Annotated in this window: 25 protein-coding genes and 1 pseudogene; 10 read left to right on the plus strand and 16 right to left on the minus strand. The window is 58.5% G+C overall.

Features of this window, described 5'->3' with window-relative positions; translation table 11 throughout:
- Window positions 1-23 precede the first annotated feature (23 nt).
- Window positions 24-476 carry a YqaA family protein gene (locus ACFHWW_RS26255; RefSeq protein WP_379941809.1) on the minus strand — a complete coding sequence of 151 codons (453 nt, stop codon included), beginning with the start codon at window positions 474-476 and terminating at the stop codon, window positions 24-26.
- Between the two features lie 261 nt (window positions 477-737).
- Here ACFHWW_RS26255 and ACFHWW_RS26260 point away from each other — a divergent pair, with 261 nt between their 5' ends.
- From ACFHWW_RS26260 to ACFHWW_RS26290, 7 genes are all read left to right on the plus strand, one after another.
- Window positions 738-1,139, plus strand: coding sequence for a hypothetical protein (locus ACFHWW_RS26260; protein ID WP_379941811.1), 402 nt, complete (start codon window positions 738-740; stop codon window positions 1,137-1,139).
- A 94-nt stretch (window positions 1,140-1,233) separates the two neighbouring features.
- Entirely contained in the window at window positions 1,234-1,461 is a 228-nt protein-coding gene (locus tag ACFHWW_RS26265; protein ID WP_379941813.1) for a hypothetical protein, read from the plus strand.
- Window positions 1,458-2,921, plus strand: coding sequence for a TolC family protein (locus ACFHWW_RS26270; RefSeq protein ID WP_379941816.1), 1,464 nt, complete (start codon window positions 1,458-1,460; stop codon window positions 2,919-2,921). The genes ACFHWW_RS26265 and ACFHWW_RS26270 overlap by 4 nt, the downstream gene beginning before the upstream one ends.
- A gap of 14 nt (window positions 2,922-2,935) precedes the next feature.
- A complete protein-coding gene (locus ACFHWW_RS26275; protein WP_379941818.1) occupies window positions 2,936-4,285 on the plus strand; it encodes a multicopper oxidase family protein in 1,350 nt (449 codons plus the stop codon).
- A gap of 39 nt (window positions 4,286-4,324) precedes the next feature.
- Complete coding sequence (locus ACFHWW_RS26280) at window positions 4,325-4,798, plus strand: plastocyanin/azurin family copper-binding protein (RefSeq protein WP_379941820.1); 474 nt, start codon at window positions 4,325-4,327, stop codon at window positions 4,796-4,798.
- A gap of 20 nt (window positions 4,799-4,818) precedes the next feature.
- Window positions 4,819-5,103, plus strand: a complete 285-nt coding sequence (locus tag ACFHWW_RS26285) for a copper-binding protein (protein WP_379941822.1) — start codon at window positions 4,819-4,821, stop codon at window positions 5,101-5,103.
- 85 nt (window positions 5,104-5,188) lie between these two features.
- Window positions 5,189-6,544 carry an adenylate/guanylate cyclase domain-containing protein gene (locus ACFHWW_RS26290; RefSeq protein WP_379941824.1) on the plus strand — a complete coding sequence of 452 codons (1,356 nt, stop codon included), beginning with the start codon at window positions 5,189-5,191 and terminating at the stop codon, window positions 6,542-6,544.
- Here the strand turns inward: ACFHWW_RS26290 and ACFHWW_RS26295 are convergent.
- The gene (locus tag ACFHWW_RS26295) at window positions 6,460-6,828 is read right to left on the minus strand and encodes a hypothetical protein (protein WP_379941826.1); all 369 of its coding nucleotides are present in this window, start codon (window positions 6,826-6,828) and stop codon (window positions 6,460-6,462) included. The genes ACFHWW_RS26290 and ACFHWW_RS26295 overlap by 85 nt on opposite strands.
- Before the next feature lie 189 nt (window positions 6,829-7,017).
- Between ACFHWW_RS26295 and ACFHWW_RS26300 the strand changes: the two genes are divergently transcribed.
- From ACFHWW_RS26300 to ligD, 3 genes and pseudogenes are all read left to right on the plus strand, one after another.
- Window positions 7,018-7,734 carry a L,D-transpeptidase gene (locus ACFHWW_RS26300; protein WP_379941829.1) on the plus strand — a complete coding sequence of 239 codons (717 nt, stop codon included), beginning with the start codon at window positions 7,018-7,020 and terminating at the stop codon, window positions 7,732-7,734.
- Window positions 7,735-8,035: 301 nt separating this feature from the next.
- The gene (locus ACFHWW_RS26305; RefSeq protein WP_379941831.1) at window positions 8,036-8,530 is read left to right on the plus strand and encodes a DUF305 domain-containing protein; all 495 of its coding nucleotides are present in this window, start codon (window positions 8,036-8,038) and stop codon (window positions 8,528-8,530) included.
- A 412-nt stretch (window positions 8,531-8,942) separates the two neighbouring features.
- Window positions 8,943-10,630: pseudogene (ligD, locus tag ACFHWW_RS26310) on the plus strand (DNA ligase D).
- Between the two features lie 767 nt (window positions 10,631-11,397).
- Here ligD and ACFHWW_RS26315 read toward each other — a convergent pair.
- The 14 genes from ACFHWW_RS26315 to ACFHWW_RS26380 form a co-directional block, all read right to left on the minus strand.
- A complete protein-coding gene (locus ACFHWW_RS26315; RefSeq protein ID WP_379941833.1) occupies window positions 11,398-11,625 on the minus strand; it encodes a hypothetical protein in 228 nt (75 codons plus the stop codon).
- A gap of 93 nt (window positions 11,626-11,718) precedes the next feature.
- Window positions 11,719-12,153, minus strand: a complete 435-nt coding sequence (locus ACFHWW_RS26320) for a helix-turn-helix domain-containing protein (RefSeq protein ID WP_379941835.1) — start codon at window positions 12,151-12,153, stop codon at window positions 11,719-11,721.
- Window positions 12,154-12,163: 10 nt separating this feature from the next.
- Entirely contained in the window at window positions 12,164-12,460 is a 297-nt protein-coding gene (locus tag ACFHWW_RS26325; RefSeq protein ID WP_379941838.1) for a hypothetical protein, read from the minus strand.
- Window positions 12,457-15,258 (minus strand): type IV secretory system conjugative DNA transfer family protein, encoded by a 2,802-nt coding sequence (locus tag ACFHWW_RS26330; protein WP_379941840.1) that lies wholly within the window; start codon window positions 15,256-15,258, stop codon window positions 12,457-12,459. The genes ACFHWW_RS26325 and ACFHWW_RS26330 overlap by 4 nt, the downstream gene beginning before the upstream one ends.
- Entirely contained in the window at window positions 15,227-16,276 is a 1,050-nt protein-coding gene (gene virB11 / locus ACFHWW_RS26335; RefSeq protein ID WP_379941843.1) for a P-type DNA transfer ATPase VirB11, read from the minus strand. The genes ACFHWW_RS26330 and virB11 overlap by 32 nt, the downstream gene beginning before the upstream one ends.
- Window positions 16,273-17,655 carry a type IV secretion system protein VirB10 gene (gene virB10 / locus ACFHWW_RS26340; RefSeq protein WP_379941846.1) on the minus strand — a complete coding sequence of 461 codons (1,383 nt, stop codon included), beginning with the start codon at window positions 17,653-17,655 and terminating at the stop codon, window positions 16,273-16,275. Before virB10 ends, virB11 begins: the two co-directional genes overlap by 4 nt.
- Window position 17,656: 1 nt before the next feature.
- On the minus strand, window positions 17,657-18,472 hold the full coding sequence (gene virB9, locus ACFHWW_RS26345) for a P-type conjugative transfer protein VirB9 (protein ID WP_379941849.1): 816 nt from the start codon (window positions 18,470-18,472) through the stop codon (window positions 17,657-17,659).
- Window positions 18,469-19,203, minus strand: a complete 735-nt coding sequence (locus tag ACFHWW_RS26350; RefSeq protein WP_379941851.1) for a virB8 family protein — start codon at window positions 19,201-19,203, stop codon at window positions 18,469-18,471. The genes virB9 and ACFHWW_RS26350 overlap by 4 nt, the downstream gene beginning before the upstream one ends.
- A 126-nt stretch (window positions 19,204-19,329) precedes the next feature.
- On the minus strand, window positions 19,330-20,403 hold the full coding sequence (locus ACFHWW_RS26355; protein WP_379941854.1) for a type IV secretion system protein: 1,074 nt from the start codon (window positions 20,401-20,403) through the stop codon (window positions 19,330-19,332).
- Between the two features lie 214 nt (window positions 20,404-20,617).
- Complete coding sequence (locus ACFHWW_RS26360) at window positions 20,618-21,406, minus strand: conjugal transfer protein (protein WP_379941856.1); 789 nt, start codon at window positions 21,404-21,406, stop codon at window positions 20,618-20,620.
- 37 nt (window positions 21,407-21,443) lie between these two features.
- A complete protein-coding gene (locus ACFHWW_RS26365; protein WP_379941858.1) occupies window positions 21,444-22,619 on the minus strand; it encodes a lytic transglycosylase domain-containing protein in 1,176 nt (391 codons plus the stop codon).
- Window positions 22,597-25,119: a VirB4 family type IV secretion/conjugal transfer ATPase gene (locus ACFHWW_RS26370; protein WP_379941861.1), complete on the minus strand. Its 2,523-nt coding sequence runs from the start codon at window positions 25,117-25,119 to the stop codon at window positions 22,597-22,599. Before ACFHWW_RS26370 ends, ACFHWW_RS26365 begins: the two co-directional genes overlap by 23 nt.
- A gap of 3 nt (window positions 25,120-25,122) precedes the next feature.
- The gene (locus tag ACFHWW_RS26375; RefSeq protein ID WP_379941863.1) at window positions 25,123-25,482 is read right to left on the minus strand and encodes a VirB3 family type IV secretion system protein; all 360 of its coding nucleotides are present in this window, start codon (window positions 25,480-25,482) and stop codon (window positions 25,123-25,125) included.
- Window positions 25,451-25,801, minus strand: a complete 351-nt coding sequence (locus tag ACFHWW_RS26380) for a TrbC/VirB2 family protein (RefSeq protein ID WP_379941865.1) — start codon at window positions 25,799-25,801, stop codon at window positions 25,451-25,453. Before ACFHWW_RS26380 ends, ACFHWW_RS26375 begins: the two co-directional genes overlap by 32 nt.
- Between the last annotated feature and the right edge of the window lie 4 nt (window positions 25,802-25,805).

A 25,805-nucleotide genomic window follows, 5' to 3' on the forward strand; every position in this document is an offset into this window, starting at 1 on the left:
CCGCACTGTCTGTGCCGGAAATTTCAAAACCCGAAGGCAGCCTTCGTCCCGAGCGTGGCCGCCGCCAGAACAAGGTAGCGTCCGGTCTTTGCAACCGTGACCAGGATCAGAAAAGACCACAGTGGCTCCCTCAACACCCCGGCGAGCACCGTCAGTGCGTCTCCGAACAGCGGTATCCAGGAGAGAAGTAGCGACCAGCGGCCATAGCGCCGATACCATCCGCTGGCCCTTTCCAGGGAGGACGGCTTCACCGGAAACCAGGGCCGGTCGTGGAAGCGGTCGATGAAAAGCCCGACAACCCAGTTGAAAACGCCACCGAGGACGTTTCCGATGCTCGCTACGGCGATAAGTCCAAAGGTGGAGAACTTTCCGGATAGAAGAAGACCCACCAGCAGCGGTTCGGACTGGAACGGCAGCAGGGTTGCCGCGCCGAAGGCGACGGCGAACAATCCCAGATACGCGCTCAAGCCTAGCATCGGGCCTGGTCCAAGCTTAACGGTTTAGGGCTCTCGAGGCGATGAACCTCCGCTCCACTATCACCCGCAATTACTACCATCCATCAGTCCACAGTCATGTTCGAATTTTTCCAATTGACCTTACCACCGTTGTAAGCTCTAGAACTCGAATCGGGCTGCAGGATTAGGTTTGCCGCTGTAGCCGTGCCACACTATCGACGCGAATCGCGTGTTGATACGGCTGGCAATTGACAACGTCGGGACCGATGGTAGTCCTCGGGCATGGGTATGTTTCGAATCACATTGCAAAAGATGTTGGTTCTGCTCCGCTTGGCGATTGTCATGTCGCTGACGGTTTACTCATTGCCGACTGCCTCCGCCGCCATGCATGGATCGTGGTCCAATTCGGACCTAGTGCAATCCCACGATCATCAACGTCAAGCCGATGATCATCATGACATGACCAGCGGCGACCATTCCGATGGCAATCATGCATCGTCGCCGGACGATGCCGCCAAAAAGACCGCTAAACAGGAATGCTGCAGCAGCTTCTGTGTCAGCATGGCCATCGTGACGGGTACTATCCCGATGGGCGGCCCTCAGGTTGCCTCCATCCGCGAATACATTGATGACGCCCGAACCACGGGCGAGCTCCCCCCGCTTCACCGACCTCCGAACATCTGAATAGGACCTCACCCGTTCTTCTCACGGGTCTCAGGAGTGTTCGTGAGCAAGGTTGCTCTCGAGCGCCGCTGCAATTTCCTATTCGGACAAAACCATGAAACCTTTGTTTTTCGTGGTCGCCCTGCCGCTTTTTGCGAGCGGATGCGCCTCCACATTGCCTCCCGATGTCATTGCCTCGGGCGACCTCGCCGCCTCCCAGGCTCAGGTCCGCCCCCTCAGATATACGAGCCCGGTTTCGGGCTACACCCACCGCGTTCCGGTCGATCCCCAGCCGTGGCGCAACCAGAACGACGCGCAGACTCCGGAAGGAGACGCGTCATGATGAGAGCCACTGTCAAACTGGCTGCGGCCCTCGCCCTGCCGCTTGTGCTCGGCGGCTGCGTGTCCGCCAGCGAATATGCAGCGAAGAACGCCGGCTTTGCCTCGGTCGAGGCCAAAACCATCGAGGCCGCAGGCAAGCAGACGGTCTGGATACAGAACCAGCAGGAAGCACGCGTCGTCTCCGACCGCGTGAAGACGCTGATGGCGAAGAAAACCATTGACGTCGAGACCGCCGTCCAGATCGCGCTCCTCAACAACAAGGGGCTGCAGGCCGCCTATGCGGACCTCGGCGACTCCGCAGCCGACGCCTGGCAGTCCACGATGCTGGTCAATCCGACCGTATCCGTCGGGCTGACGGGCATCGGCACGCCGGGGCTCGAAGCGTTCAAAACCGTCGAAGGCATGATCGCCAACAATATTCTCGCGCTTGCAACGCGAGACCGGAACATCGCCATCGCCGATACCGAGTTCCGAAAGGCGCAGTTGAATGCGGCGCTCCGCACGCTGCAGCTTGCCTCGGACACGCGACGTGCCTGGATAAATACCGTCGCGGCCTGGGAAACTGTGGCCCATCTCAACCAAGCGCAGGCAGCCGCGGATGCGGCCTCCGAACTTGCACAGGAACTTGGCAAGAGCGGCGCGCTCACGAAAGAAGGTCAGTCCCGCGAGCATGTGTTCTATGCCGAGTTGGCTGGACAGACGGCAAAGTCGCGGCTGGAGGCACGGCTCGCCAAGGAAGAGCTGACGCGGCTGATGGGGCTCTGGGGTTCAGGCATCGACTATCAGGTTCCGAACCGTCTGCCGCAGTTACCGAGGGGAACAATGAAGCGTGACCTGCTCGAGGCGGAAGCGATCCAGCGCCGCGTCGATCTGCAGATGGCGAAGCTCGATCTCGATGCGACCGCGAAATCCTACAGGCTGACGGAAGCCACCCGCTACGTCACGGACCTCGAACTCCTCACCGGCTTCGAGACCGAACGCGAGAAGGAGGATGGCGAGGTCGAGACCGAGACGACCGGACAGGCAGAACTCGAATTCGTCATCCCGATCTTCGACAGCGGCAAGGCGCGCATGCGCAAGGCCGAACTCGCCTATATGCGGGCGGCGAACCTCCTGGCGGAAAAGGCTGTCAACGTCCGCTCCGAAGCGCGCTCGGCCTACCAGGCCTACCGCGCCAACTACGACATCGCCCGGCACTACCGAAACAGCGTCGTGCCGCTGCGCACCAAGATCGAGGAGGAATCTCTCCTCACCTACAACGCCATGATCACCAACACCTTCGAGCTGCTCGCCGACAGCCGCGAGAAAGTCAATGCGAACCTGCTTGCCGTCAACGCCAAGCGCGATTTCTGGCTGGCCGAGGCAAATCTTGCCCCCGCCATCTATGGCGGCGGCGCGGGCGCGGCTGCTGGCGAGACGGAAGTCGCGGCGGCCGCCGAAAGCGGCGGTGGCGGCCACTGAGAAAGGAACCGACAATGTTCAACAGAAGACAGTTACTCGGGGCGAGCGCCGCACTGGTGTCGACCGCCGCCTGGGCGAAGACCTCCAACATGGGGCTTCCGGAAGCAGCCGTCATGGAGACGGCGGAGACGCAACCACCGGTCCGGCCGACGTCCGGTCCTGACTACAATCCGGTGGTTACCCTTAACGGCTGGACCGCTCCGTATCGGATGAACAACGGCGTCAAGGAGTTCCACCTTGTCGCCGAACCGGTCGAGCGCGAGATGGCGGAAGGCATGACCGCCTATCTCTGGGGCTACAACGGCCAATCGCCGGGGCCGACGATAGAGGCGGTCGAGGGTGACCGGGTGCGCATCTTCGTCACCAACAAGCTTCCGGAACACACGACGATCCACTGGCACGGCATGATCCTGCCCTCCGGCATGGATGGTGTCGGCGGCCTGACGCAGCCGCACATCCCCGTAGGCAAGACCTTCGTCTACGAGTTCGACCTCGTGAAGTCGGGCACCTTCATGTACCACCCGCATTCCGACGAAATGGTGCAGATGGCGATGGGAATGATGGGCTTCTTCGTCATTCATCCGAAAGACCCGAAGTTCATGCCGGTCGACAGGGATTTTGTATTCCTGATCAACGCCTACGACATCGATCCGGGGTCCTATGTGCCGAAGATCATGGAAATGACGGACTTCAACATGTGGTCGTGGAATAGTCGCATCTTCCCCGGCATCGATCCGCTCGTCGTATCCAAGAACGATCGCGTGCGCGTCCGGGTAGGCAATCTGACGATGACCAACCACCCGATCCACATGCACGGCTACGACTTCGAGGTCACCTGCACGGACGGCGGCTGGGTGCGCCCGGAAGCGCGATGGCCGGAGGTCAGCATCGACATCCCAGTCGGCGCGATGCGGGCCTACGAGTTCGACGCCAAGTACGAGGGCGACTGGGCGATCCACTGCCACAAGTCGCACCATACGATGAACGCCATGGGACACGACATTCCGACCTTTATCGGCGCCGACAAGAAGAAGGTCGCCGAGAAGATCAGAAAGCTACGCCCGGAATACATGCCGATGGGTACCAACGGCATGTCCGACATGGGCGAGATGGAAATGGAAATTCCCGAGAACACGATTCCCATGATGACCGGTTGGGGCCCCCACGGTCCGATCGAGATGGGCGGCATGTTCTCCGTCGTGAAAATCCGCGAAGGCATCTCCGCCGACGATTACACCGATCCCGGCTGGTACGAAAACCCGCCTGGAACCCAGGCCTGGGAGTGGACGGGCGAAGTTCCCGACGCGCCGAAGGCCAAGGACGCCAAGACCCAGATCACGCCGAAACATTCAAACCACGGGTGATCCCGCATACCGATGTTCAATCAACCAAAGGACCACATGATGAAAGCTGCAATCTTCGGACTTCTCGTCGCCGCGCTTGCCACTCCGGCGTTCGCTTCCGGCTCCCACTCCGGAGGACATGAAGCCATGGCCATTGGAGAACCAGGTGACAAGGCAAAAGTAACTCAGATCATTCGCGTCACCATGAAGGAAACGGACGACGGGAAGATGATCTTTGTACCCAACAAGTTCGAAGTCAAGAAGGGCAAGACCGTGCGCTTCTCGATTAAAAATGTGGGCGAACTGGACCACGAATTCGTCCTCGACGAAGTCAAGACCATCCAAGAGCACAAGGCCGTGATGGAGAAGTTCCCAGAGATGGAACACGACGATCCGAACGCCATCAGCCTGGCCGCAGGGCAATCAGGAGAAATCATCTGGAAGTTCACCAACGGCGGAACGTTTGAATTCGCCTGCCTAAAGCCAGGCCACTACGACGCAGGTATGCGCGGTGATCTTGTTGTTTCCAAGTAACTGAGAGAAAGGCAACTGGAATGAAAAAGCTTATCACTCTGACCATCACTGCAGCCGTTACTTTCGGCATTGCCTCCGGCGCTCTCGCCGCCGAGTTCACCAAAGGGACCGTCAAAAAGGTCGACGCCAAGGCCAAGAAGGTGACGCTGATCCACGAGGAACTGAAGGACCTCGAGATGCCCGCGATGACCATGGTGTTCCGCGTGCAGGACGACGCTATCATCGAGAAGCTCAAGGAAGGCGCGAAAATCGAATTCGTCGCCGAGCGCGTCAACGGCAAGCTGACCGTCACGCAGGTTAAGTAAGGAAGGGACGCGGCCGGCATTCGGTCGCGTCCCTCCCTCGCTTCGTCCGATGACCGGGGAAGCATCTCCCTCTACGCGGTAGGACATGACGTCTTCGCTTCACCCAAAATGGGACTTCGCAAGGGAATTCCGCTCGATCATCTTGCGGTTCGTCGCCCTCGCGATCCTGGTCGCGAACTTTCTGCTCGGCGGTAATGAAGGGGCGGATGGCACCCACTCTATCGTCGTCATTGGCTATCTGGTCATCAGCATCGCTGCGGTGGCGACAGCCCGGTATGTTCCTGGGCGTTCCTGGCTCAAGACGCTTTTCGTCGTACTGGATGCGCTGCTCGTCACCTTGATCCTATACGCGCACATCCTTGCAGGTCCGGTCACGGAGAACCACAATCTCACCACCACCAGCCTGGTCGTCGCCTTCATCCTGCTCAACCACGCCGGACTCCAGCTCGAGCGACGCCTGGTCCTCGTGTTTTCCGGCATCGTTCTCGTGGCTTGGGTCACCATGCTGGCGATCACGGCAGTCAGGCACCACACCGCCGATGCCATGTCGCTGCTGGCGTCATTCTTCAATCAGGACCTCGGCCTGACGGTCAGCTTCGGCTTCACCGCCTTCGCGATCTACCTGCTCGCGAGGGATCACGACCGGACGCGCAAGGAGGCCCTCAGGGCGGACCAGAGGCGGCACAATCTCTCGCGGTTCTTCTCTCCGCTGATCGTCTCGGAACTGCAGGAACGGGGCGAGGCTCTCGGCTTGGAGCGCCGCAACGCAGCGATCATGTTCGTAGATCTGCGCGATTTCACGAGCTTCGCTGAAACGGCCACCGCCCGCGAACTGGCTTTCGTCCTCGCTGAGTATCGTCAGCTCGTTTCGCAGACGATCTTCGACCGTGGGGGAACGGTGGACAAGTTCATCGGCGACGGCGTCATGGCCGTATTCGGACAGCCGCGGCCCACGGAAGACGATGCGGACCGGGCGCTCGCATGTGCGCTCGACCTGGTCGACATACTCAACGACTGGAGGAACCACGGCGTCCGAAATGGCTACCCTGCCCTCGATGCGGCAATTGGGCTGCACTACGGCACCGTGGTCGGCGGGGTTCTGGACAGCGGGTGCCACAGCGAGTTCACGGTCATCGGTGACGCCGTGAACGTGGCGCAACGCCTGGAGATCCTGGCGAAATCGCTCGACGCTTCACTTGTGATCTCGTCCGACTTGGTCACGCGGCTGCGAGCGCCGGTCCCGGACGCCTCATGGATGTCCCTGAAATCCGCCGCCCTGCCGGGCAGGCGGCTGCCCATAGATGTCTGGTATCTGTTGCGAGCGTTGGGTTCCCGAGGTGTGGAACATGTGCCGGCTTACGAAACCGGCGTCTCGCAGACCGCTCGCCAGAGGTCAGCCTTCCAATCTTGTCCCACCGCGCCTGACGTGGGTACAGCGTAGTCGACACCCCTGACCGACACCTTGGCCGGTTCGCCACACTTGACCAGTGCCCGGTGCTTTCCCGGATCGCTGTAGACCGAGCCACTGCGGGCGTCGGTCTGCGAAAGCGAGATGAGGACGTCGTAGTCGTATCCGGGCCGTTCCGTCATCCTGTTGCTGACGAGCCCGAGACTGACGACGGTGGCGTCTTCGAACTGTGCCGTATGGAAAACAAGAGGCTCCTCGGCTGCCGCATTCGGGGCGGCGAGTATCACGGCCACAAGTGCGAATATGACATCACGCATTCCCACCTCCCATGGTTCATGCGCTAGGCAGACTGTATCACGGCGCGGCATCGGCGGCGATCACCATTTCCGCCATCCCAACGGAACCGATGCCGCCGCTCCCCCGTTCAAATTTTATGATTCAACATCAAAGCGTCCTCGTTCTCGTGCGCCGGCTGAGTGTGGGAGACTTGGAACAGGTGAGGAAAGATGCATGGACGTGAGGTCTGTCGCCGGTCCTTCTTGAAACTCGCTGCCATCACCGCGCTGCTCGACTTGACGGGCCGCACCGCCGCACTGAGCGCGCCGAAGAACGACGGCCGCACGCCGCCTGTCTCGGGAGCACCCGCCATCCTGGCGGAGATGTACGGCGAAAGGCCGATGGAGCCCCATCCCGTCCCGGCGGTTCCCTACCAGAAGATCGATCCCCGCTTCCACCGACAGGTCGTGGACGACCCGACAGGCGAGCCGCCCGGAACCCTCGTGGTCGACGTAGGTAACCACTTCCTGTATCTCGCGCAGGTAAAGGGTCAGGCTTTGCGCTACGGCGTCGCTCTCGGCCGAGCCGGATTCGAGTGGTCGGGCCGTGGTGTCGTGCAATACAAGCGCAAGTGGCCCCGCTGGATACCAGCCGACGAGATGATCGAGCGGGAGCCGAAGTTGAAGAAATACAGTCTGGAGCGCGGCGGAATGGAGCCCGGTCCCGACAATCCGCTCGGAGCCCGCGCTCTCTACATTTTCCAGAATGGCGAGGACACGCTCTACCGCGTCCACGGGTCGCCGGAATGGTGGACCATTGGCCAGCATGTCTCGTCCGGTTGCGTCCGGATGATCAACCAGGACGTTATGGACCTCTATAACCGCGTGCCGGACGGATCCCCGATCCTCGTGGCCGACCTGTCGAAAGACAAGCCGGACCGATCGTAAACCTTGCGTCCTAGGGGGGACCGGGACGTCGGGCCACATGAGAAACGACGCGCGTTCCGTATCTCGGATGTGCACCAGCGCAAAATTCAAGAGGGAAGCTTAGCTGGCGGTCGCAGCCAGGTCGAAGCGCCGTACTTGGCGAATTGCCCATTGGGCGACGAATCCCCGCTCAGGGCGGAACCATTGGCGGTGCCGCCGGTTTCCAGTGCCACCATAGGTTCATTTGCCGCTCATGTCGCCGAGGCAAGGTGACGATCGCGAAGGCTGACGAGCCTTCCGGAGGGAACTCGGGAGAATTGCCATGCGTGAGCACCGCGAGCCAGCAAAGCATCAGAGCACGGTCGGGCACCACTATCTCATGTTCGCAGTCAACATGGTGCTCAGCGTCATCGTCATGTACTTCGTGATGTTCTCCATGATCGATGGGTGGAGCGATTTCAGGAACAATCTCAACACCTTCTATATGGCGCTGACGATGGTGGCTCCGATGGGATTAATCATGCTCGCAACCATGGGAGAGATGTATCAGAACAAGGGTCTGAACCTCGCTCTGTACATCGGCTTCGCTGTCCTCTTCGTCGCTGCTCTCGCTTGCACCCGCACCCAAGCCGTGATCGGCGACCGTCAGTTCATCGCCTCAATGATCCCCCACCACTCGGGGGCGATCCTGATGTGTCGGGAGGCCAGCCTTGCTGACCAGGAACTGATGGAACTATGCCGGAACATCTCGCAAGGACAGCGCCAGGAAATCGACCAGATGAATGCAATTCGTACGAGGCTAGAGCAAAGGCAATGAGACAACGGATCTCGATACACCGTCGTCCGCATTGCCCTTCGCCAGGCGCGATCGCAGCCAAAGGACGCGTGTTCCTCAACTCTCTTGCGCAAGCAGTGCGGTCGTGCTCGTCATCCGGGCTTCTTTTCAGTAAATGGCCAATTATCACTTCCTGGTGAGGTGCCCATCTCCAAGCGAGCGCACTGCTCCAGGCTTTGCAGCATTCCTGTCCTGCAGTTACTTGCCCTGCTGGTTGGTCATCCACGAGATCGCATGAGGCAGCCGAAGACCTTCGGAACGAATCCTTTCGGGGGGGATTGAATGGGACAGTGCTGACATGGAGCATGTCTTGAAGCGGCGCGCCGAGGACCGAAACGTGACGCAAGGTAGCGGCCGGAAAACTTGGGCAGCCGCCACGGCTCGGCTAGCCAAAATGGGTGCAAAGAAAGCCGCCTGCCCCGGCTTTATTGAGCCCTGTCATCCGACCCTGAAGAAGCGGCCACCGGGCGGTTCGGACTGGCTGCACGAGATCAAGTTCGACGGCTATCGCGCGCAGCTACATATCCGGGCCGGCAAGATTACGATCTATACGCGAACCGGTCTAGATTGGACAAAGGAGTTCATGCCGATCGCAGCTGCCGCCGAGAGGCTTGCGGACCATGATGTGGTGATCGACGGCGAGGTCACCGTGTTTGGCAAGACCGGCCTGCCCGACTTTCAGGCGCTGCGGCGAGAGCTCGGGAAAGGCACATCGTCGCGGCTTACCTTTCAGGCCTTCGACCTGCTCTACTTGGACGAATATGACCTCCGTCGCGTGCCACTGATCGACCGCAAACGCGTGCTGCGGGAGCTCCTTGCGGATCACGCCGGCGCCATTGCCTATGTCGACTATCTTGAGCTCGACGAAGGAGAAGAGGTCTATTCGCACGCCTGCAAAATGGGCCTCGAAGGGATCGTCTCAAAGCGGAAGAATTCACCATACCGATCGGGCCGGCAGGAGCTTTGGACAAAGACGAGTGCAGCAAGCGTGACGCCTTTCCGATCATCGCCTTCGTGGAGAAGCTGGGCGCGCAGCCGCGCAGGATCGCTTGCCTGTATCTCGGGCGTCGGGAAGGCGATCGCCTCGTCTATGCCGGCAAGGCGCAGACCGGCTACACGCTTGCGGCGGCACGCGAAGTGCGCGAGCGGCTCCAGCCGCTCATAATCGGCAGGAGCCCTCTCTCCCATCCGATCGACAAGCCCAAGGCAACCTGGGTGGAGCCGCGCGTTCAGGCTGAAGTGGAATACATCGGCGTGACGGACGACGGCTTGTTGCGGGAGCCGGTGTTCAAAGGGCTGCAGGAAGGCCCCGAACAGCCTTCGGCAAAGCCGCTGAAGACCGCGCCTGCCGCCGGTCGGGTTCCCCGCGAGAACATATTGCAGCTGCTGCCGGATCCCGTTGTGCCCTCTCAAGACGATCTTGCCGCCTATTGGACGCGTGTCGCCGATCGCGCGCTAGATTTCCTCGGCGGCCGCCCCTTGAAGCTAGTGCGGCACGTCGATGGCACGACGTTCTACCACAAGGGACCACTGCCGCCGATCCCGTCGGCGGTACACCAGTTGCGCATAGAGAAGCGCGAAGGAGGCGAAGGCGTCCGGCTGTGGGTGGATGACCTCCCGGGATTGTTGGGGCTTGTTGAAATGGGAGCCGTCGAACTGCATCCGTGGGCCGCTACCGTCGACGACATCGAACACGCAGATAGCCTGATCTTCGATCTGGATCCCGGCGAGGGCATCGCATGGGAATTTGTCGCCGAGACTGCTTTTCGGCTGCGGGACGTGCTTGGAATCAAAGGCTTCAAAACCTGGCCGAAGCTGACTGGCGGCAAGGGCGTGCACCTCATGGCGCCTTTGCCGGAGAAGATGACCCATGATGCGGTGCACTCTTACGCGAAGCGCCTGGCCCAGCAGTTCGCCGCCACCGATCGCTATGTCACGTCGGCAAACCTCGCGAGCCGTCCCGGCAAACTCTTCCTCGACTATCTCAGAAATGGGCGCGGCACCACCGCCGTCGGTGCCTATTCGCCGCGGGCGCGTGCCGGCTTTCCGGTCGCGGCACCCGTCACATGGACAGATATTTAGCGGGGACTGAGACCGGACGCATTCACCATGAGCCGTCCGCCGAAACGCCGCCGCGGCCTGTAAGCTTTTATTCGAAAGTCCTTGAAAAGCTTTGCGCCCGCCCCGGAACAAAGGAAAGGCGCTTCGGTCGACTCCTTGGTTTTGGGAAATGCGCCACAAGTGAGGCCATGGCAGTCGCGGCACGAGCTCAATGGACTTTATTGCAATCAGCAGATCGCGAGGCGGTGTGCGAGGGAGAACATAATAAGAACATCCATCGGCGATGCGGCCGCCATCTAAAAATCAAATCAGGCAAAAGCTCGTGTTTTCACGGGGAAGGAGGAGTCATGGCCGCCGGCGACGCACGATCGGAGATGGAGTAGGTCGACGAAAGGCTCGTCGAAGTCGCGGCTGCGCTCGCTCGGCACGGCGGCGACGCTGAAGCGACGATCCGAACCCTACTCGCCGACTGCAAGCGACCTGCGCGAACAGCTCTTTCCCCGTTGCTGGCGGTCGCGTTCGCGCTCGGCGTCTCATTAAGCATGCCTGTCGCTGCCGCCGATCCGATAGCCGGTCGCGCGACCATCATCGACGGCGACACCCTGGGAAATCCCGGGAAAGCGCATCCGCCTCCACGGCATAGACGCGCCAGAGAGCTGGCAGAAATGTGAGGATGGCGACGGGAGGCAGTTATCGATGTGGCAAGGAAGCTCGCGCTCGACTGGTTTTTGGCGCCGTCCCTCCCTACCCCGTTGCGAGGGTCGTTGAGCGCGCTCAGTATCAGCGGCTCACGGCAGCAGCGGGCTGCAACGACATCGACGCTTCTTTAGGTCATGATGTGGCTCTCGCCCCAATGCCTTGGCAATTTTGCGCCAGTCCCGGCCGCACACTCCAGGTATCCGCAGAATCTCTACTGAAGATAGATGCTGCAAGTCTCCGATCACCTCATATCCGCGCTGATTTAGCTCGGTGAGGACCCATGGCGTGAGTTTCAAATCTGCAATTTTTGTGTCCATGCCGGGATAAGATCAGGTCAAGGAGCATCGCGCAATTGCATGATTCTACACGGACCGGCGGTGAACAGCGGCTTTGAGGCGTTCGCTCGAGCGTCACCAGTCGTGTTCGCCGAGGGACTTGATGAGCATAGCGACACGGTTGCGCACCTTTAGGTCGCCAATGCGGGTGAGTGCCCGAATGATCTCAAGACCTTCCTCGCTGGAGACGAATTCCACCACTTCGGGCGGGAGATCCAGGTTTTTTGCATCGGCCCGCTCGCCGGACTTGTTTTCGTCAGGCAAGCCCTCGAAAAAATACGAGGGTTTCACATCCAGAGCATTGGCCAGCTCCTGGAGGCGGCTCGCACTGACGCGATTGGTGCCTTTTTCGTACTTTTGGATTTGCTGAAACGACACGCCGATCGCTGCGCCGAGGGCCGCCTGTGTCATGTCCAGCCAGACGCGCCGCTGGCGGATTCTGCGGCCGACATGAGCGTCCGCGTCGTTGGCTTGCCCCTTATTCTTTTTCTCGGGCGTAACACTCAGCACAGGCAACTCCTCAGTGCGCTTTTCTATTCTCCATCCAATGCCCCGCCGATGAGCCTGGGTCCAGGTATCGGCCGAGGGAGCGAAGATATGCGACAATTTCGAGGATCAGGAAATCCCGATCGCCGAACGCTTCATCTATGCGCTCAAGCTCGTCGGTCGCCGCCGCCATTTCCTCGAGGTCGGCGAGCACGTAGCAGTCGTGCCCGATCGCGCAGATGTCGCAACCGGCCTTGATCACCTCGTCGACAAAGGCCGGGGATCTCGCTCTCCACATCAGCCGCTTAGACCTGGTGCCTACGTTCGTCATACTTGCCCTTCCTCAGCAAGAGGATCCATCGCCTTTTCCGCGTATTCCTTCAGATACAGGCGGGACGTTTTATCAGCCATCTTCTCCGAGAGCGTTTGCACCATGAGCTCTATATCCGCGTTCAGGTCGGGCGCCTCGATTTCGCTCTCCGCATTCACGCTGTCGAAGATCACCTTGTTCAAAGCCGAAACGTCACTGCCAAACGCCTCACGCACCTCCTGCCTTCGAAGGATCGGAGAGCGAACGACGTGTGTGTCCGGAGCGTCCTCTCGTGCAATCATTCGCTCGCGCACGGGATCTTGGCGCTTGAGGATGCCGGCGTACTTGTTCCTGTCCAGCTTTTCCTGGTCAACTTCGAGGTCGTCATCATCGACCGTGGTCGCACCGTCGTCACTGCCAGCAGAAAGCCGATCGCCGTCGGCATTCGGGGGGGAAGACGTACTCGCGCTCGCGATTTGTTGAGGCGGTTGCTCCTTTTGCCGGTTCCGTCGCCAATCATCTTCACTCACGCCGGCAACTCGCTTCTCGTCGAGATCAAGCCGTCGGCGCAGCTCGTCGAGCGACGATATGTAGACCTGGCGGACGCCCTCTTTCATTCCGAAGCGGACTTCATGAGCATGCTGCGGCCGTTCGACGGCGGAGAAATCGACCTCGCCAGCAACAGCTTTCGCTCTGCCTTCCTTGATGTGCCCAGGCCCTTCCTTTGTCGACGGCCGCGATGCATTGAACTTGTCGGTGTCCTCGGTCGTCCACTCCACGGGTTCCATCCGCGGCTTAGGTACCGGTTTGAAGTTTCGCACCTTGGCGAACATCCGCTCCCCGCCGGAATCCAGCTTCATGATCCTCATAAGCGGCATGCCGGTCACGTGAAGGATCGCTTCTTCAGGCTTCATCATCATCAGCGTATTCACCGGGAGCAGATCCACGGACACAGGAACCTTCGATACTGAACGGTCGCGGCGGCCGTGGCGGTGCGTGTATGACGACTGTTCGATCCATTCAGTCGTTTTGCCCGCCGCCATCGAGACGGCGGCCGCATCCTCCTGGTTCTGGAAGTTCATGTAGAGTTTGATCGTAGAGGATCCCATGAGGATCTTCTGGCCCGACTTCTGATACAGCCGCTCGAGCTGCGCACCGTCCTGAAGGATGAACACGAATCGCACGCCGTTCTTGCGGATCAAAGGAGCAAGGGTCAAAACCGTGTCGATGCGCCCGCCGTTGCCGAATTCGTCGAGCATCATCAGCACTTCATGCTCGCCATCGCGCAGCTTGCCCATCTGCACCAGCTTGTCGGCCATCTGCTGGATGAAAATCGAAATCAGCCGCTCATAGATCTGTATCGCGTTCCAGTCCGCCTGCACGTAGATCACCATTTTGCGCTTGCGGATGGTGTCCACCGGAATCGTCGTGATCGAAGTCAATGCCTCCACGAGAGGGTTCTGCAGGAAGTTGAGCTTGGCAACGATCTCCGCCGCGATCCCCTCCCCGAGCTTCTCATGCCGGCCGGCAAACTTCGTAAGCTGCATGCGGGTCTGATCGGACAGCACGCTCTCGTAGTTCTCAAGCAGCTGCACGATCGCTTTACGCTCATCCGACATCGAATTGAGAATGCGATAGACCTCGCTTAAGGATTTGCGTGTGTCGGGGCATTCGAGAACGAACCCCAACATCGCAGTCAGAAGGATTCGGGCACTCTCTTCCCAAAAGTCCGAAGAATCCGACCGGAGGCGCTCAGGAAGCAGCATTTGCGTAAGCTTCTGAAGATCCGTGATCCTCTGATTCGGATCGCTGCTGATCAGGTCGAGAGGGTTATAGCCATCCGTCAGCTTCGAACCCGGCGCCAGAAGGAAGACGTCATAGCCCTTGTCCTTCATGTAGCCCGACGTCTCCTCGAACAGCTCGCCGCTCATGTCGAGAACGAACTGAGAGCCCTGAAAACACATCATCGTCGGGATGACGAAGCTTCGCGACTTGCCCTGTCCCGGCGAGCCAATGACCATCACATGCTGATCACCATCATTTCGCAGCAAGAGCCCCTGCTTGAGACCAAGCACGATTCCGTGCTTGTCTCTAAGCCGAAAATCGGCGGCATCCTTTAGCGTCGCCAGACGAGCCTTTCCCATGATCATGTTTTGTCGTTTCTGCACCGCCGCACCGATCGGAAACCCAATCAACGCCCCTGCAGCTGCCAATCCAGCGAGCGCAGCCAAAACAGTTTGTCGCGCCGGACGTTGGTAGAATCCGGCTGCGTCGATCGCGCCGAAAGGCGCTTGGAACATTGCTGCGAGGTGATTGCCGTAATACTCGGCTGCGGCGGCATTATCCCCGAACCTCGTCGCCACCATATAAAACGCAATGCCGTAGGCGATCACCCCGATGTAGGCAGCGGCGAAGACGAGCGCTGTCGTTGCGATCAGACTGAACATCGACCGTACATGGAGCAGGTACAGGATCTTGCGCGAAAGCGCCCTGCCGCCCTTCAGCATCCACAGGCACAGCCAAATAAAGAGGAAGGGCGACGCCAGCACGAAGGCTAAGAGCGTCAGTCCGATCGTGTTGCGGACGCCGATGATGGACCAGGTGTAACGGAGCCCATCGAGGAGCGGAGCGCGAGAGATATAGTCAATATACGACGCTGAGCCGAACGAGGTGATGTAAGCGTCGTAGATAAGCGTGAAGAAAACGAGCCACAGTAAAACTGCGACGACGATCGCTACCGGAAAGGTGAAGAACGAAACTTTTTGGAGGCCCGTCCACTTCGGGCGGTCAATCTCCTCGTCCGTGTACACGCTTGCCATTCTCATCAACCTCGTCGGCAAAATAGATCTCGCTGACGCCGCGGCCGCCGGCGGCATCACTTTTTTTCAACTGCACCACGATCGGAATGATGGACCTGATGTAGCTGATGATGTCGTCGCGCTCCATCCGAACATTGCTGTTCAGGACAAGGGTCGACAACCTGTTGAATGCATGGTGTGGCGAGTTTGCGTGAATCGTCGACATCGAGCCTGGATGGCCCGTGTTGATCGCATTGAGAAAGTCAAAGGCTTCATCGCCGCGGAGCTCGCCCATGAAGATCCGCTCCGGTCTCAAGCGCAGCGCCGTCGCCAGAAGATCGGTCATCGTTACGCGAGCTTCGCCCTGTCCGCCTTTCGACACCAGCAAGGAAACAACGTTTTCTTGTTGCGGCTCGAGCTCAGCCGTGTCCTGCATGAGAACGAACCGCTCATGCTTGGGAATGGCAGTCAGCATCGTGTTGAGAAAGGTGGTCTTGCCGGTAGAGGTGCCGCCTGAGATCAGCATGCTGCGGTGGTTGATCGCAGCCATTTCGAGAAACGCCCGCACCTTTCCTGCTCTCAACAGGCGGGACAGCTCGATATCGACCTCATCGATGTAATCGTCGCCCGTTACCTTGGTGAACCTGAAGGCGCCGGCCTTTTCATAATCGTCCAGGTCGAAACGACGGATGAACTGCTTTCTGATTGAAAACGCGTGCCCTGTCGCAGAGGTAGGGTTCAGCACAAACTGAACACGCTCGCCATTGACGAGCGTAGCCGACAACAGCGGATTTTCGGCATTGATGTTCTGTTTGGTAAAGGAAGCTGCCCGGGAGGCCATGTGCCTGATCGTGTCCTGATCGAGGCCTTCCACCGCCACCTTTTCCATTGCCAGTTTGCCCATGCGCTCTACCCACACCTCGTTGCTGCGCTGGCAGGAAATTTCCACGATGTTTGGATCATCGAGAAACTTTCTGATTGGCTCCACCGCCTCCGAAAGGAAGTGCTGCTCGGGCGAGATTGACGGTCTAGCGTTCATTTGTAGACAGGACCTTGCGGCACGTAGATCCGTTCGCTGCGGATCGCGGTTTGCCGCTGTTTTTTTCTGTGTAGAAGCCGCTCGTACTCTTCCTGAACCGGGTCGGGATACAAATCCGAGAAGTCCAGGTCTCGAGTCACGAAAACGTTGATATCGGATCCTTGCGGAATATGGATCGTCGGCCGGATGCTGCGAGTATCTTCGAAGGCTTCGGCCGCCATTTGCTGAATGCCCGACGCGATGGTTTCGGCGGCAATCTCGCGCGCCCGATCCTCCGAACTGTCGCCATTGTCTTGCGGAATCCGGGTGACACTCCCGTCGGAATTGACGATGGTGATGTATTGCGTCTCAGACTGGCCAAGGGTCGCCACGTATTGAGCAGCTCCACCGATCAGCGTCATCAGCGCCGGCGGTCCGAACCTTTCCCAATATTTCCGGTCGACCTTGCCCGTCATGCCCGAACGACCGAGGCGATCCGTGCCGTAGGAACCCAATTGCACGGAAATACCGTCACCGCGGATCATGCGTGTCCAAACGATGAGAACACGCTCTTGACCGCGCTCTATGCCCGATTTGTATTCGCCGATCAGGGACGAGCCGGCCGGAATCAAAATTCGACGACCATCGAACGAATAAACATCCTCGCGAACAATCCCCTTGACCATGCCGGCCAGATCAGAATTCAAGGCTGTCTCGAGCGTCCCTCGGATCATCGTCCCCTGCGGGATCCATGCATCCGTGCGACGGTTTTCGGCGGCTATCGAGACTTCGACCCCCTGGCTCCCCATGGCCTTCAAGAACGACCGATCGCCGTCGACTGCGCCGCCGCCCCCGCCGTTGGCCGGAGCCCCACCATTCGCCGACGGATCAAATCCGCCAAATCCGCCATTGCCCTCGCTGACAGAGGCCTGAGCGGTCCCGTTGGATTGATCGTAGATCATCGAGCTCGAACGAACCCGCTCGAGCATCTTGGCCTCCCGGGCGAGTTCAATGCATCGTGGATGCTCTGGATTCTTGCCGTTCGAGCAATCGACCTGTGTAGGTTGGGGGACCGGCATTGCGGCCGGGATAACAGCTGCCGGAGGCGGAGGAGGCGGTGGTGGAGGCGCCTCGGGTACCTGTACCGTCGGCAGTGGCGGAGGTGCCGGCGCCGCGAAAGCTTCTCTTCTCGGCGCATGGACTGGCTGGAACTCCTCCCGCGGCGTCGTGTCCACAATCGGCTCTTCCTCAACTCCGGACAGAAGGAAATAGAGCACGACGCCTACGCCGAAGATCGCCGCCAACACCGCGACAGGACGCATGATGCCGACGCCGGACTTTCTGACCTGGCCGCCGATCGCGGTATCGCTGTCGATCGAATGATAGTGAGAATCGGACATATTACCCCCTACCACCGCTGGAGCCGATCCGCTTCGGTCCTACGACCCCCTCAATGGGCGCAGGGGCGTCTGCCGGAGCGGTTCTCAGGTTGAACAGGCATGTTTCTTCCTCGGTGCCATAGCGCAGCGTCCATTGCCGTGAGACCTTGTCTATGACGATGTAGTCGCCTTCCCGGCGATAGTTCACAAGGCTCTCCCGACGCTTCCGATCGACAATGAAAATCGCCGGAACATCCCCGGTGAATTTCATGAAGGTCTTGAGGCCGTCGTCAAACACCCACAATGGCTTGGCCGCATCACTGCCCTTGAAGCCGTAATCGTAGTTGACCTTATCCCGACGAATATTCTTGATATTGGGGTTTTGCTGCGCCTCCTGTGCCTGCTTCCACAGCTCAGCCGTTCCCTTCAGGCCGGCATCTTCTGGATACGTGAAACGCAGCTTGAAGGTCTGATTGTTCATCGACGAGCTGTCATTTACGCGCAAGTCGAAGGCATAGGTTCTCTTGGTCGTTACGACGAGCAGGTTTGTGGGCGCATCCTTCTCCATCGGCTTCAGCATCAAAGATCGCCGATCCTGGGCAGTAACAATCTGCCAAGAAACCGAGTCGCCGGCGGCGACCTGAGTGATTTCCTCATCCGCGCCAAACAGGATGGTGGTGACCATCCCGTAGGTGCCGGTCACCAGAAAGACCTGCTCAGCCGAATATGGCAAAGTACGCACGCGCGGATCCAGGCGCCCGGGTCGCGCGATGAGCTCAGCGTGAGCCATCGAGGTCGTCAGTAGCAGGCTCAGAAGTATGGTAGTCGTTCTCTTCATTGAACCAACCCGGACGGCATGTTTTCAGGCACCTTCACATACTCGGTCACGACGAAACCAAGCGGGTTATAGAGACGCACCCTGTTGCTGGCCTGCAAATTGATCTGCTTGTAGCGAACGGTCGCCGACCAACGGTTCATAACTTCGCCACCGCGCTGGCGCTCGCGGGTTTCGAAACGAACGGACATTGTGTTGGCATTAAGCGGATTGACCGAGAGAATTTCCGGGCGAACCTCGCCTGTCGCCCCGAGGGTTTTGACCGGACCGCGGGGATTCGAGGGATTCATCCAGTCTTCGTAGTCCTTGAAGGCTTTCGAATTCGGCTCTGACCACAGCGCGATCATGTCGAAGTTGTCCGACAGATAGCGTGGGTCATAGGTCTCTCGGCGAATGACATAGTTGCCCACGAACGCGGCCCGAACCGCCTGCATTTCAGAGACGTTCGACCGATCCTTTTCAAGGGTCGTTACAGTCTCCATGTAGCCGGTGTTCTTATCGACGATCAGAGGGACAACCTCAGCCCGTACCAAGGGGAAGAGTTGCGCCACGGAATACGAAAGAATGCCTGCGATAGACCATCCAGCAATCGCAAACGCAAAGAGAATGAAGCCGATCAGCGTCCTCAGCGACTTGTTTTTTTCGCCCCAAGAAAGATGCTGATTATATGTTTCCTGCGGTCCTGGCACCTGATCGCTTGCCCCCTCGGTTTGCCGCTTCGAAAATAAAGCCACCCTACAACCTCACGTCCCCAAACGATGCAACCTTTATGGCATGTGAATCGCTCACATGCCCCTTCCTAAATTATACTGCAGTAGAAGAAAAGTGCTTAGTGGTGCGTATCGGCAACAACGGCAGGTTTAACTGCCGCTGCGCCGCCTGGCGGTGAGCATCCGCCCCAAAGCCCCCGCCCCTGCAACCCCTCCGCGACTTGCAAGAGCCGCGGCTGCTACTGCCCCCTTCGGGCCGGCGAGCATTCCAAGGGCTGCCGCGCCTGCTTGGGCTGCCCTGCTGTCCCTTCCAGCAAGTTTCCCTCGCGCAGTGTTATAAGCGGTATCCACGCCTCCTCCGCCCGGACCGACAGACAAGGCGGTGCCATAGGCGAACGTCCTCGCAAAATCAGGCACCTGGAAGACGAAATATGAGATGAGCGCAAGATAGAGTACCATCGCCAGCACGATCGCCAGCGCGTTCTCTTTCGTCGCCATCTCACCGTTGATCGTATCCATCATTCCTATAAGGAACCCGAACGACAGTCCGGCAATGATGTAAGTGAACAGCAACATGAACATGCCATAGGCAATCCCCTTCACCCAGGCTTCGAAAACAAAGCGCGTAATGCCGAAGAAGTAGCAGAGGATCGCTATGGGGCCGATTGCCAGCATGACCGCTGTGATCATTTTCGCAAACAGCGTTACGCCAGTCAGGATCAACAACATCGGCAGCAGGCCGAAGACGAGAACGATGAAGACGACTACCGCCCCAGTGACATTGGGAAGCCACCCTGATTCATAGGAGTTAAAGAGCTTCATCGCAAAGTCATAAACCTTACGAGACATACTAGCGACCTGTGATGCAAGATCCGAGCCTGCTGATTGTCCGCCCATCGCTGAAGATATAGCTGACCCGACTTGCTCAGGAGACTGCAACACAAACTGCCCGATGTTGTCGAAGAAGACAGCCCAGGACATGATCAGGGCGTAAGCAAGCGCTACCTTGAATCCAGTGACAGCCATGTCCTGTAGAGACACGCTTGAAAGCCCAAGCGCCCCCCACATGAAGTAAAGGATCAGAAAGAGCGCCAAGATAGCCGAGACCAGGTTTCCGTTCTCAGCAAAGAGACCCCAGGCTCTCTCAAGAGAGGCCTCGTTGATCTTTTCGAAGAATCGCAGCGCGTCTCCGTAGAAATTAATGGCGTAGCTGACTGGATCCATACCGCACCCTAAAACTGATTGACCGGCCTCATAGGACCACAATCATCTGTAACAGCCTCTGTGATCGCAGATTCCGCCGCAGTTTGCTCTTGCTCCGGACCATAGGCCAAAGCAGGCACAGGATTCTCGTCAGCCGAACATTTTGCCAGTTGCTCAATCTTGCCTGCGCAGCCACCAAGGGCAGCGCAGGCCACTATTATTGCGAAGGCAATCCTCACTGGTTCTGTTCCTCGAATGCTTCCAGCTGATCTCGGACCGACGACCCGCTCGCTTGCTGATCGCCGCTGCGAATAACGCTATCCGGAAGAGGGGCAAACGTTCGCAGGTTCTGTGACGAGGTCGCAAGCGCAGCCTTGTATTGCTGATTGAGCAGCATGACCTGATTGTTCAAAGACCCGACAGCTTCGTTGGCAGTCTGGTTTCCCTGAAGGACCATTTGCGTGTTCTGCTCGAGCGCGCCCTTGAGGTCCGTCGCCTTGCCGATTTCTTGCGTCGCTTGCTGGAACGAGTTTTGACGATCCTTCGTTGCAGTGTTCATCGCATCCGTCAGCGCAGTCATCGTCGTAAGCGCGTTGATCCCCTGCGAGTACGCCTGGTTCGCACCAGAGAGATCAACACCGGCACCATCAGTGACCATCTTGACCAGATTCAAGCCGTTGATCAGCTTCGCAGCAGCATTCTGAAACTGGCCACCAATGCCGCCAAAGACGGCCGAGTTCCCCGACAAGATGCTATTGAAGTCCGGCGCCTGTCCCATGCTGAAACCGTTTCCGGTGGCGAGCGACGCGAACTGGTTTGCATCCTGAGTGCGGTCGCCGGTGATCGCCTGCAGGGTTTTGGTCGTGTTGTCCTTGATGACAGACGTATCCTGCTGGATTTGCTGCGATAGTGCCGCAATCTCTTTGTTGATCGCGATGTTCGCAGCGTCCGTGACGGGGACCTGTGCATACGCCGACGCCGACGCCAGAAGGCTGACTGCGCCTGCAAAGATGAGCTTCTTCATTTGCCTATCCTCTCTTCCAACTTTCATCTTCCAACTTTCATTGCGCCGGCCGGTTATCGACCACCGTTACAAGTCCCAATGCAGGATCCTCCACGACCGCAAAGGTCGCCGACTCCCCTCTTAACCTTGCCATTTCCTGCAGGTCGGTCAGCCAGCCTTGAATTTCCTCTGTTGTCGCAGTTGACGGCACGGCGTAGCAGCGAGTCCCGCCTGTATTGATGACAGTCGATGGGCACTGGACTTCCGCCATTACCAACGAACCATTGTGTTCGTTGGCGTTGCCGCCTCCGCTACCGCGCAGCGCGGCCGACGAGGACATCAACCCCGCCTGCAGACGCTGCAGGTATTGTTGATTCACTTCGGTCGACTTCTGCACGAATTCGTTCCAGACCTTGCCACGCTCAGCCTGCGCCTCCGTGTTTCGGTCGTATGCTTTCTTCAGCTGTTCGCCGCATCCATTGCTGTAGCCGACGGTCTCCGGTTGGGGCGTTGTGTCCGTACCGGTTGGAGTGCGATCGCCATTCTGAGCCTTGTTTCGATTGTAATAGCCGGTGACCTTCTTCACATAATCCTGCGTCTCAGCGATCTGAGGAATGCGCCCTTCCCGCAGCGACTGACGATGCGGTCCGGCATTGTAGCCCGCAGCAATTAGGTCATACCTGTTGCCAAACATGCCTTGCAGCTTTTTGATGTACTTCACCCCGCCGCGAATATTATCACGTGTGTCGTAAGGGTTGACGCCAAGTTCCCTTGCTGTTCCCGGCATCAGCTGCATCACCCCGGTCGCGCCGACGGGCGAGCGTGCCGACTGCCGGAAGCGCGACTCCTGCTCCGCGATCGCCATAGCGAAGTTCGGATCGACCCCTTGCCGGATCGCCTCCTCTTCGAGTATCCGGGCAACTTCTTGCTGGCTGTGAGTGCGCTTTGACGGCGGGGCCCGCGTGGTATCGCCGGACATCCCCTCAGCGCTGCAGTCGAGCGGAGAACCGGCCCCCTGCCCAGGAGCAAAGCTATCGGTAGTCCCGCCAGAGGCGCCTTTGACCTTCTTCGTGTCGGCCTCGTAGGTGTTGTACCAGTTCTGTGTCTGCTGCTGGATATTCACCCGAGCATTATCGATAACGGGAACCTGTGCCAGCGCGGTCGAGGACGTCAGTGCCGTCGCCATGGCCAAAACTAGGACAATGGCTCGGTTAGGAAGCTTTGCGTATCTCATCCCCATCTCCATCCTCGTTCCAATCACAGAATTTCGACAGCCAGTTTTTCGGATCGTCCCCATACATGTCACGTAGTATCTCGACTTCGCGCACGGTCTCCTCACGCCCGGAAAGAACCTTAATGAATTCAGGCATATGAGACATATCTACGCGGGCAATCACACTGTCCTTGGCGTGTTTAATCAGCATGAAGCGCGACTTTGGATCCCCGTTCTTGACCCAATCGAACTCGGCCCGTGACAGGCCAAAATGCTCCATGTAAGAGCTCTCATCGGCCTTAGGGTTCGCAAAAAAAATGTTGGTCGAGGTCTGCTCGATGATCGTTCGGCTCACGTTGGACTGAACCACGTCGTCAGCTGACTGTGTGCCGAAAATCACAAGACCGTTTCGCTTACGAATGGTCTTGAAATAGTCCTTCATGGTGCGCTTGAACTCGTCGTCGTCCAGCAGCTTCCATGCCTCATCCATAAGATTAATGATGGGCGATTTTCCGTCGTAAATCGTGTCCAGGCGATGAAACATGTAGAGCAGAGCGGCCGTGCGAACGGTGGGATCGTCCAGAATCGATGTCATGTCGAAACCGATCATCGGCTTCTTGACATCTAGCGTGTCCTCCTCATTGTCGAACAGCCACGCATACGGGCCTTGATCAACCCACTTGTCCAAGCGGGCAATCAGGCTTCCTTCGGTACGCTCGCTGCCCGCAAGCAGAGCTCGAAGTGACGAAAGCCTCCGAAACGATCTATCCTTGGTCCTGAGGACCGACTTGATCGCGTTGCGGATGATCGCCTCTTCCTGCGGCGTCAGATTTTCTCCCTCCTTGGGCGGCTTCAACATAAAGCTCAACAGGCGATACAGGAAAACACGGTTTTCCTCTGTGTCGTCCAGAAGGAGAGGGTTCCAGCCAGACGGTTCACCTGGTTCGAGCGTCATATACGTTCCGCCCGCGGCGCGGACCATGATGTCGAGACCGCGGTCTTTGTCGAAAACAACTGTCTTCAATCGAGGGCTGACCCGATAGGCCTGCAGGATCATGAAGGCCATGATCACCGTCTTACCGGAGCCGGTGGGACCAAACACCGTTGTGTGGCCCACATCGCCCTGGTGGAAATTAAAGAAGAACGGAGTCCCGGATGTCGTCTCAAAAATGGTGATCGCCGGCCCCCAATGATTGCCATCGGGCTTGCCGTAGGGATAGGCGTGAAAGCTACTCATCCCGGCAAAGTTAAGCGTAGAGATCAACGCTCTCCGGGCGATGTAGGCCTGATTGCCGGGCAACTGAGCCCAATAAGCGGGCTCAGCATTCAGATCTTCGCGCACATAAGACGCTCCGAGGGCACCCAACTCGTTCCCGATCAGAGCCACGGCGTCGTCCAACTGCGCTGTTGTCTTGGCGATCGGCATCACTGTCAGGTGATGCTCTGCGAAAGCCACGCGCTTGCGCGCTAGCTCGTCACGGGCAATCTCGAGGTTGGCCTGGACACTCGAACCGCCCTCGTCCGCTTTGGAAAGCTGACGGTCCAATCTTTCAATCCGGCTGCGCGCTGCCATGTCATCGATGAACGACATGGACTGGGTGACGACCATTTCGAATGGCAGCTTCAATATGTAATCGAGCATGCCGGCCCCAGTTTCCGGAGGATACTCCTTGAGGGAAACCATGGCGGCATAGCGATCGTCTTCTGATATATCGCCCTGCAGATGAATAATGCGATTCCCGATCGAAGTGCGCCGCGCCGGCAGCATCTCATCGATTGGGATATTCCCAAGACGGATCGGCCTCACACGCCCCCCATTGAGGAGCGTATAGAAAAACTCGCATTGTTCGGAAAACCACACCTTCCGCGCGTCAGCTTCAAGGACCATGTCCTCGGAGATGTCACGGTAAATCCGCTTCCCTTTCCCGAGATCCACCTCAACGCGCTGCACGTCGCGCAAGACCTTCGGTCCATAGGCGTCCAACGATTTCTCGAGCGCTCGAGTGGCCTCCACGAGTTTATCCCGCATGGCGCGGAACTGCTCTTTTCGCACGACGTTGCCGCCGACGCCCATCAATCGAGAAAGCGCTGAGCCCTTCTTGAAAAATGGGCGAATAACGAGAGTCACGTAAGTGTCGTTAACGAACATCTCGTTCTTCGAAATGCTCGCCTGATAAACATCATCCATTCGCTGCATGAATGGATCGGCATAAGTCGATGGCAGCGAAGGCGCCACTTTGTGACGAACAACATGGGTGTACAGCGAAAAATTGCCGATCGAAGAGATTGCGCGAAACGCCGAATTGCGTTGCCGCTGCAGCATATTGATGGTTTCGATGTCGGCCGTCTCAAAGGAGAAGCCATTCAAGCGCAACGTTGTGGCAAGGCAATCATTCTTCAGCCGAATGATGCCATTCTCTACCGGCACGTAGAAGGGAACATGGCTGGAGATGCTTCTATCCGCGAAGATCTCCCATCCCTTTGTCAACGATCCCTTCAAGGAACGCGCCATCGTATTCATAGATCAAACCCCATAAGTCCGAATGCCGCCCCCGAGCTTGCGGCCCAACGGATTGACCCCGCACATGCTCAGACGCCCGACGATGTCAAAAAACCAAAGGTCGAGCTTGACGGTCAGCACGTAGAGGATGCTGTGCAGGACAACGAAAGAAACTGGGAACCAAAGAATGGATCCCAGGATCATGAACACCATCAGCGACACAAAGCACTCCGCGAGAAAATAGGTGTACGGAATGCCCATGACCGTCGGAGGCCGAGTGAGAGCCAAAATGACGGGGTACGACTCGATATAGTCGTCCCCGTCGCTGTGGTTGCTTCCAGCCGCCATGGCCTTAAGCGCCGCCACCGGCCAAGAAATCGACAAGCTCTGCCGCCGCAAACATACCAGCAAGGCAGCCCGCAACGCGCAGAAGGGCACCCCAGGACCAGTAACCGAATGCCGCTGCAAGGAACATGCCGATGAACGCGATGGCGCCGACCGACCGACCAAACGGCCCAACGAAGAACTGAACAAGCCGATCGGCAGCCTGCTGCAATGCGTCAAGGTTCTGAGCAGCGGCCGGTTCAAACTGACTGACCAGCAGGATCAAGGTGGAAACCGCCAGCATTGCGCTGTTCGCGACTACCTTGCGCCCCTTGGCCGAGTACCAAGCGGCACGGCCGTAGACGGCAACTGCCTGCATCGTC

This window comes from Sinorhizobium sp. P24N7, from assembly GCF_042436655.1.
Taxonomy (GTDB): domain Bacteria; phylum Pseudomonadota; class Alphaproteobacteria; order Rhizobiales; family Rhizobiaceae; genus Sinorhizobium; species Sinorhizobium meliloti_A.

Excerpts from the sequence above, each read along its gene's own strand:
- ACFHWW_RS26285 (WP_379941822.1), top strand. The coding sequence starts at position 4,819 with ATGAAAAAGCTTATCACTCTGACCATCACTGCAGCCGTTACTTTCGGC.
- ACFHWW_RS26265 (WP_379941813.1), top strand. The coding sequence starts at position 1,234 with ATGAAACCTTTGTTTTTCGTGGTCGCCCTGCCGCTTTTTGCGAGCGGA.
- ACFHWW_RS26300 (WP_379941829.1), top strand. The coding sequence starts at position 7,018 with ATGCATGGACGTGAGGTCTGTCGCCGGTCCTTCTTGAAACTCGCTGCC.
- ACFHWW_RS26295 (WP_379941826.1), bottom strand. The coding sequence starts at position 6,828 with ATGCGTGATGTCATATTCGCACTTGTGGCCGTGATACTCGCCGCCCCG.
- ACFHWW_RS26315 (WP_379941833.1), bottom strand. The coding sequence starts at position 11,625 with ATGGACACAAAAATTGCAGATTTGAAACTCACGCCATGGGTCCTCACC.
- ACFHWW_RS26355 (WP_379941854.1), bottom strand. The coding sequence starts at position 20,403 with ATGGATCCAGTCAGCTACGCCATTAATTTCTACGGAGACGCGCTGCGA.
- ACFHWW_RS26280 (WP_379941820.1), top strand. The coding sequence starts at position 4,325 with ATGAAAGCTGCAATCTTCGGACTTCTCGTCGCCGCGCTTGCCACTCCG.
- ACFHWW_RS26380 (WP_379941865.1), bottom strand. The coding sequence starts at position 25,801 with ATGCAGGCAGTTGCCGTCTACGGCCGTGCCGCTTGGTACTCGGCCAAG.
- ACFHWW_RS26365 (WP_379941858.1), bottom strand. The coding sequence starts at position 22,619 with ATGAGATACGCAAAGCTTCCTAACCGAGCCATTGTCCTAGTTTTGGCC.
- ACFHWW_RS26270 (WP_379941816.1), top strand. The coding sequence starts at position 1,458 with ATGATGAGAGCCACTGTCAAACTGGCTGCGGCCCTCGCCCTGCCGCTT.
- ACFHWW_RS26255 (WP_379941809.1), bottom strand. The coding sequence starts at position 476 with ATGCTAGGCTTGAGCGCGTATCTGGGATTGTTCGCCGTCGCCTTCGGC.
- ACFHWW_RS26275 (WP_379941818.1), top strand. The coding sequence starts at position 2,936 with ATGTTCAACAGAAGACAGTTACTCGGGGCGAGCGCCGCACTGGTGTCG.
- virB11 (WP_379941843.1), bottom strand. The coding sequence starts at position 16,276 with ATGAACGCTAGACCGTCAATCTCGCCCGAGCAGCACTTCCTTTCGGAG.
- ACFHWW_RS26290 (WP_379941824.1), top strand. The coding sequence starts at position 5,189 with ATGACGTCTTCGCTTCACCCAAAATGGGACTTCGCAAGGGAATTCCGC.
- ACFHWW_RS26370 (WP_379941861.1), bottom strand. The coding sequence starts at position 25,119 with ATGAATACGATGGCGCGTTCCTTGAAGGGATCGTTGACAAAGGGATGG.
- ACFHWW_RS26325 (WP_379941838.1), bottom strand. The coding sequence starts at position 12,460 with ATGACGAACGTAGGCACCAGGTCTAAGCGGCTGATGTGGAGAGCGAGA.
- virB10 (WP_379941846.1), bottom strand. The coding sequence starts at position 17,655 with ATGTCCGATTCTCACTATCATTCGATCGACAGCGATACCGCGATCGGC.
- ACFHWW_RS26260 (WP_379941811.1), top strand. The coding sequence starts at position 738 with ATGGGTATGTTTCGAATCACATTGCAAAAGATGTTGGTTCTGCTCCGC.
- virB9 (WP_379941849.1), bottom strand. The coding sequence starts at position 18,472 with ATGAAGAGAACGACTACCATACTTCTGAGCCTGCTACTGACGACCTCG.
- ACFHWW_RS26330 (WP_379941840.1), bottom strand. The coding sequence starts at position 15,258 with ATGGCAAGCGTGTACACGGACGAGGAGATTGACCGCCCGAAGTGGACG.
- ACFHWW_RS26360 (WP_379941856.1), bottom strand. The coding sequence starts at position 21,406 with ATGAAGAAGCTCATCTTTGCAGGCGCAGTCAGCCTTCTGGCGTCGGCG.
- ACFHWW_RS26305 (WP_379941831.1), top strand. The coding sequence starts at position 8,036 with ATGCGTGAGCACCGCGAGCCAGCAAAGCATCAGAGCACGGTCGGGCAC.